The sequence below is a fragment of the Paracoccus simplex genome, assembly GCF_042648325.1.
Classification (GTDB): domain Bacteria; phylum Pseudomonadota; class Alphaproteobacteria; order Rhodobacterales; family Rhodobacteraceae; genus Paracoccus; species Paracoccus simplex.
On the sequence record NZ_JBHRXE010000032.1, the window covers coordinates 1 to 5414 of the forward strand.

The 5414-nt window shown below is 68.7% G+C and carries 7 protein-coding genes; 3 read left to right on the top strand and 4 right to left on the bottom strand.

All coding sequences use genetic code 11. The annotated features are described in order from the left end of the window. Positions 1–306 precede the first annotated feature (306 nt). Together ACFOMP_RS11470 and ACFOMP_RS11475 are read right to left on the bottom strand one after the other, a co-directional pair. Positions 307–1284, bottom strand: coding sequence for an NAD(P)H-quinone oxidoreductase (locus ACFOMP_RS11470; protein ID WP_289894842.1), 978 nt, complete (start codon positions 1282–1284; stop codon positions 307–309). Positions 1285–1295: 11 nt separating this feature from the next. Beyond that, entirely contained in the window at positions 1296–1982 is a 687-nt protein-coding gene (locus tag ACFOMP_RS11475; protein WP_379030597.1) for a COQ9 family protein, read from the bottom strand. A gap of 134 nt (positions 1983–2116) precedes the next feature. Between ACFOMP_RS11475 and rpsU the strand changes: the two genes are divergently transcribed. Continuing rightward, a complete protein-coding gene (gene rpsU, locus ACFOMP_RS11480) occupies positions 2117–2323 on the top strand; it encodes a 30S ribosomal protein S21 (RefSeq protein ID WP_011748553.1) in 207 nt (68 codons plus the stop codon). Positions 2324–2377: 54 nt separating this feature from the next. Here the strand turns inward: rpsU and ACFOMP_RS11485 are convergent, their stop codons facing one another. Then, the gene (locus ACFOMP_RS11485; RefSeq protein WP_289894841.1) at positions 2378–2836 is read right to left on the bottom strand and encodes an Lrp/AsnC family transcriptional regulator; all 459 of its coding nucleotides are present in this window, start codon (positions 2834–2836) and stop codon (positions 2378–2380) included. A 135-nt stretch (positions 2837–2971) separates the two neighbouring features. Between ACFOMP_RS11485 and ald the strand changes: the two genes are divergently transcribed. Continuing rightward, positions 2972–4090 (top strand): alanine dehydrogenase, encoded by a 1119-nt coding sequence (gene ald / locus ACFOMP_RS11490; protein WP_289892926.1) that lies wholly within the window; start codon positions 2972–2974, stop codon positions 4088–4090. Between the two features lie 44 nt (positions 4091–4134). Here the strand turns inward: ald and mscL are convergent, their stop codons facing one another. Beyond that, entirely contained in the window at positions 4135–4569 is a 435-nt protein-coding gene (mscL, locus tag ACFOMP_RS11495) for a large conductance mechanosensitive channel protein MscL (RefSeq protein ID WP_289892925.1), read from the bottom strand. Between the two features lie 91 nt (positions 4570–4660). Here mscL and ACFOMP_RS11500 point away from each other — a divergent pair, with 91 nt between their 5' ends. After that, positions 4661–5359, top strand: a complete 699-nt coding sequence (locus tag ACFOMP_RS11500) for a glutathione S-transferase C-terminal domain-containing protein (protein ID WP_379030593.1) — start codon at positions 4661–4663, stop codon at positions 5357–5359. The last annotated feature ends 55 nt before the right edge of the window (positions 5360–5414 follow it).

Genomic DNA, 5414 nt, shown 5'->3' on the forward strand with positions numbered 1-5414 from the left:
CGGAAGCTGTGGGATAAGTCCGTCCGGGGAAAGGGGAACCTCGGCCTTAAGCCGATTTGTGCAACAGAGCCGTCAAAGCGTAAGCCGTTGATTCACGGCCGTGAACAAAGCAGATACGTTTACAGAGATTGCCTTTGCTTTCAGCAACCGGGGCAGGATTGCAAATCCGTGAAGACCGGTTCGATTCCGGTACCCGCCTCCAGATCCTTCAATGGCAGATCGTCGGACGGGCAAGCCGCGCGCCCCGCGCTGACCGCCTGTCCGAAGCGTGCCCCGGCCGCGATGCGCCCCGGCCCGGAGCCGCGATCAGTCCTCCGCCGCGACCTGCAGCAGGATCTTGCCGATATGCGCGCCGGCCTCCATGCGGCGATGCGCATCGGCGGCCTGACGCAGCGGGAAGCTGCTGTCGATCACCGGCCGGACCGCGCCGGCCTCGACCAGCGGCCACAGCGTATCGCAAAGCTGCCGGGCAATGCCGGCCTTGGCGCGGTCCGATTGCGGCCGCAAGGTCGAGCCGGTCACCGTCAGCCGCCGGGTCATGATCTGGGCGAAGTTGATCTCGGCCTTGGGACCGGCAAGGAAGGCGATCATCACCAGCCGCCCCTCCTCTGCCAGGCACTTGATGTTGCGGGCGATGTAATCGCCGCCCACCATGTCGAGGATCAGGTTCGCGCCGCCCGCCTTGCGCAGCAGCCCGACGAAATCCTCCTCGCGGTAGTTCACCGCGGTGGCGCCCAGCCCGGCGCAGGCGGCGCATTTCTCCTCCGAACCGGCTGTCGCCCAGACCCTGGCGCCCAGCGCCTTCGCCACCTGGATCGCCATGGTGCCGATCCCGGACGAGCCGCCATGCACCAGGAACCGCTCGCCCGCCTGCAGCCCGCCGCGCATCACCACGTTGGACCAGACGGTGTAGGCGGTCTCGGGCAGCGCCGCGGCGTCGCGCAGGGTCAGGCCGGCGGGGACCGGCAGCGCATGCTCGGCCGGGCAGGTGGCATATTCGGCATAGCCGCCGCCCGGCAGCAGCGCGCAGACCCGGTCGCCCGGCTTCCAGCGCGTCACCCCCCGCCCCACCGCCGCCACGGTGCCGGCGCATTCCAGCCCCGGCAGGTCCGATGCCCCCGGCGGCGGCGCATAGGAACCGGCGCGCTGCAGCGCATCCGGCCGGTTCACCCCCGCCCAGGCGATTCGGATCAGGATCTGGCCATGCCCGGCCGCCGGCACCGGCCGGGTGACGGGCGCCAATACTTCGGGACCGCCGGGAGAGGAGATCTCGACCGCCTGCATTACATCCGGAATCACCCATCGCCTCCTTTGCTGCCGTGGCGCGCATCGGGGCGCAACCTTCCGGGCAGCTTGCGATTTTCCGGCCGCCTGATCCAGCCCGTTGCAAGGCCGGCCAGCATGGAAACGCCGGGCAGCGCCCCGACCCGGCCCTTGAAGGTCTCGAAGCGCATCACCCCGTCGATGCGGCGGTCCAGGAAGTCGCGCGTCGCCTCGTGTTCGGGCGAATCGTCGCCCAGCCAGTAAAGCACCGTCGCGCCATAGACCGCCGACAGCGTGGCGCGCTTGGAATACCAGTTCACGTCCTCGGACCGGTCGCCAAGCGCGTCCCAGATGGCATCGGCGGTTTCCCAGACCAGCCGGGCGCCCAGGGTGGCGTTCTGCGGCAGGGCCAGAATCGCGGCCCCGGCCCGCGCCAGCTCCCGGTCGCTCAGCGCCAGGCGCTGCATCACCGCCGCCGCGACGCGGTCGCGAAAGCGGCCCTGCGGCGGGTGGGCGGCAAGCCGGGCGCCAAGCGCCGCATCGCCCCGGCGGTGATAGGCCGCGGCCAGATCGGCGCCGCCGCGCGGCAGCCAGACCCGGGCCAGGGCCGGGTCCATGCCGATGTCGCGGGCGCCGGCGGCGATGGCATTGTCGCCCATGCCCTCGAAGACGACATGCGACAGGGCGGCCTCGACCAGCCGCTCGCGCTCGTCCTTCATGGCATCCGTCATGGCTCATTCCTCCTTGCTGCATGCACGGGCCCGGAAAATCTGGACAAAGCCGATTCGCCCTGCTAGAAGGCCGCGTCCTGCAAATCTGCTCAACTCTAACCTAGGAAGGTGGTGACAACCACATGCAGGTAAGTGTTCGCGACAACAACGTCGAACAGGCGCTTCGTGCTCTGAAGAAGAAACTTCAGCGCGAAGGGGTGTTTCGGGAAATGAAGCTCAAGCAGCATTTCGAGAAGCCCTCGGTCAAGAAGGCCCGTGAAAAGGCCGAGGCCGTCCGCCGCGCCCGCAAGCTGGCGCGCAAGAAAGCGCAACGCGAAGGCGCGCTGTAAGACGAGCGACACGTTCGTTTCAGGAAAACCCCCGCTTTCGCGGGGGTTTTTCATTCAGACCGGCAGCGCCGTGGTCTGCGCCACCGTGCGCAGCGAGAACGAGGAATGCATCTGCTGCACCCCCGGCAGCTTGGCCAGCGACTGGCGGTGGATGCGGGCGAAATCGTCGGTATCCTGCGCCACCACCTTCAGCAGGTAATCGGCCGAGCCGGCCATCAGATGGCATTCCAGCACGTCGGGGATCTTGCGCACCGCGCGCTCGAAGGCTTCCAGCAGCTCGTCGGCCTGGCCCGACAGCGTGATCTCGACGAAAACCGTGGTCGGCCGCTCCAGCTTGCGGGCATCCAGAAGCGCCACATAGCCGCGGATCACCCCCGCCTCCTCCAGCCGCTGCACCCGGCGGTGGCAGGCGCTGGGCGACAGGCCGACCTCGGCCGCCAGATCGGCATTGGTCCGGCGGCCGTCGCGCTGCAGCACGGTCAAAATGCGGCGGTCCGTTGCGTCAAGCTCGATCATTGCTGAATATCCCCGCGCATCAGGCGCCAAGACGGGCGAATTCTTCGAAACTAGCCGGTTTTCCGGCGCAGTTTAAGCAGGAATTCTGATCCCGCCCATGCCACCATGCCGCCACAGGAGAGGAGGACCCCCATGAAGATCGGATGCCCGACCGAAATCAAGCCACAGGAATACCGCGTCGGCCTGACCCCCGAGGCGGTGCGCGAGGCCACGGCCCGCGGCCACGAGGTGCTGGTGCAGGCCGGCGCGGGCACCGGCTCCGGCTTTCCGGATCAGGATTACGCCGCTGCCGGCGCCCGCATCCTGCCCGATGCCGCCGCCGTCTTCGCCGAGGCCGGGATGATCGTGAAGGTCAAGGAACCCCAGGCGGCCGAGCGCGCGATGCTGCGCCGCGGCCAGGTGCTGTTCACCTATCTGCACCTGGCGCCGGACCCGGACCAGACCCACGGGCTGCTGGCCAGCGGCGCCACCGCCATCGCCTATGAGACGGTGACCGATGCGCGCGGCGGCCTGCCGCTCTTGGCGCCGATGTCCGAGGTGGCGGGCCGGCTTGCCCCGCAGGTCGGCGCCTGGACGCTGCAAAAGGCCAATGGCGGCTCGGGCGTGCTTTTGGGTGGCGTGCCCGGGGTGCGGCCGGCCAATGTCATGGTGATCGGCGGCGGCGTCGTCGGCACGGCGGCGGCGCGGGTGGCGGTGGGCATGGGCGCGAATGTCACCGTGCTGGACCGTTCGGTGCCGCGGCTCAGCTATCTCGACGACGTGTTCATGGGCCGGCTGACCACGCAATACGCCACCCAGGGCGCCATCGCCGAGCTGCTGCCCGATGTCGACATGGTGATCGGCGCGGTGCTGGTGCCGGGCGCCGCGGCGCCCAAGCTGGTGACGCGGGCGCAGCTTGCGCTGATGAAGCCCGGCTCGGTGCTGGTGGACGTGGCCATCGACCAGGGCGGCTGCTTCGAGACCTCGCGCCCGACCACGCATCAGAACCCGGTCTACGAGGTGGACGGCATCATGCATTACTGCGTGGCGAACATGCCCGGCGCGGTGGCCCGCACCTCGACCCGGGCGCTGGGGAACGCCACCCTGCCCTTCGTGCTGGCGCTGGCGGACAAGGGCTGGCGGCAGGCGCTGCGCGACGACCCGAACCTGCTGGCCGGACTGGCGGTGCACGAGGGCGTTCTGGCCTCGGCCCCGGTGGCCGAGGCGCAGGGGCGGGGCTGGACCGCCGCCGCCCGCATGGTCGCGGACTGACAGGCCAGGGGCCGGCGCGCAAACCGCCGCGCCGGCCAGCGCAATCAGGCGCGCTGCGCGCGCAGCTCGTCGCGGATCTGCATCAGCAGGTCTTCCTGCGTCGGGCCGGCGGCGGCGGGCGCCTCCGCCTCCTTCTTGCGGATGGCGGCGCTTTGCACGCGGTTCACCGCCTTGACCAGCAGGAAGATCACCCAGGCGATAATCAGGAAATTGATCACCGCCGACAGGAAGGCGCCATAGGCAAAGACCGCGGCGCCGGAATCGCGCGCCGCCTGCAGGCTGGCGCCCTCGGGCACGTTGCCGCTCAGCACGAAATACCAGCCGCTGAAATCGGTGCCGCCAAGCAGGCCGATGATCGGGTTGATGAGATCGGTCACCAGAGAGTTGACGATGGCCGTGAAGGCCGCGCCGATGATGATGCCGACGGCCAGGTCAATGACATTGCCGCGGGCGATGAATTCCTTGAATTCCTTGAACATGGGCTTACCTTTTCCAGCCTGTTGCGCGTGTTCCGGCACAGGCTGCCATATCACGATTGTCCCTTGCAACATAGTCAGCACAGGAAACGACATGACGGCACTTCCCGATTTCCCGATCACCCGCCGCTGGCCGCCCCGGCGCCCCGACGTGATCCAGCTCTACACGCTGAACACGCCGAACGGCATCAAGACCTCGGTCATGCTGGAGGAATGCGGGCTCGCCTACGACGCCCACCGCATCAGCATCTCCGACCCCGAGGACCAGTTCACCCCGGAATTCCTGTCGCTGAACCCCAACAACAAGATCCCGGCGATGATCGACCCGAACGGCCCCGACGGCAACCCCATCGGCCTGTTCGAGACCGGCGCCATGCTGATCTATCTGGCCGACAAGACCGGCAAGTTCCTGCCCGCCTCGGGCGCGGCGCGCTACCACACCCTGCAATGGCTGATGTGGCAGATGGGCGGCGTCGGGCCGATGTTCGGCCAGGTCGGTTTCTTCCACCGCTACAAGGGCCGCGAGATCGAGGATCCCCGCCCCCGCACCCGCTATTACACCGAGGCGCGGCGGCTTCTGGGCGTGCTCGACCAGCAGCTTCAGGGGCGGGACTGGATCACCGGCGACTATTCCATCGCCGACATGGCGGTCGGTCCCTGGCTGCGCACCGTGCGGGTGAATTACGAGGCCGAGGCGGAAACCGGCATGGACGGCTTCGCCAATGTACAGGCCTATCTCGACCGTTTCCTGGCCCGCCCGGCGGTGCAGCGCGGCATCGAGATCGGCGCCTGACCCTCCCCGCGCTGCCGCCCCCGCGGCAGCGCGCCCCGGACCCCCATCACCGGCG

Excerpts from the sequence above, each read along its gene's own strand:
- ald (WP_289892926.1), top strand. The coding sequence starts at position 2,972 with ATGAAGATCGGATGCCCGACCGAAATCAAGCCACAGGAATACCGCGTC.
- rpsU (WP_011748553.1), top strand. The coding sequence starts at position 2,117 with ATGCAGGTAAGTGTTCGCGACAACAACGTCGAACAGGCGCTTCGTGCT.
- ACFOMP_RS11475 (WP_379030597.1), bottom strand. The coding sequence starts at position 1,982 with ATGAAGGACGAGCGCGAGCGGCTGGTCGAGGCCGCCCTGTCGCATGTC.
- ACFOMP_RS11470 (WP_289894842.1), bottom strand. The coding sequence starts at position 1,284 with ATGCAGGCGGTCGAGATCTCCTCTCCCGGCGGTCCCGAAGTATTGGCG.
- mscL (WP_289892925.1), bottom strand. The coding sequence starts at position 4,569 with ATGTTCAAGGAATTCAAGGAATTCATCGCCCGCGGCAATGTCATTGAC.
- ACFOMP_RS11500 (WP_379030593.1), top strand. The coding sequence starts at position 4,661 with ATGACGGCACTTCCCGATTTCCCGATCACCCGCCGCTGGCCGCCCCGG.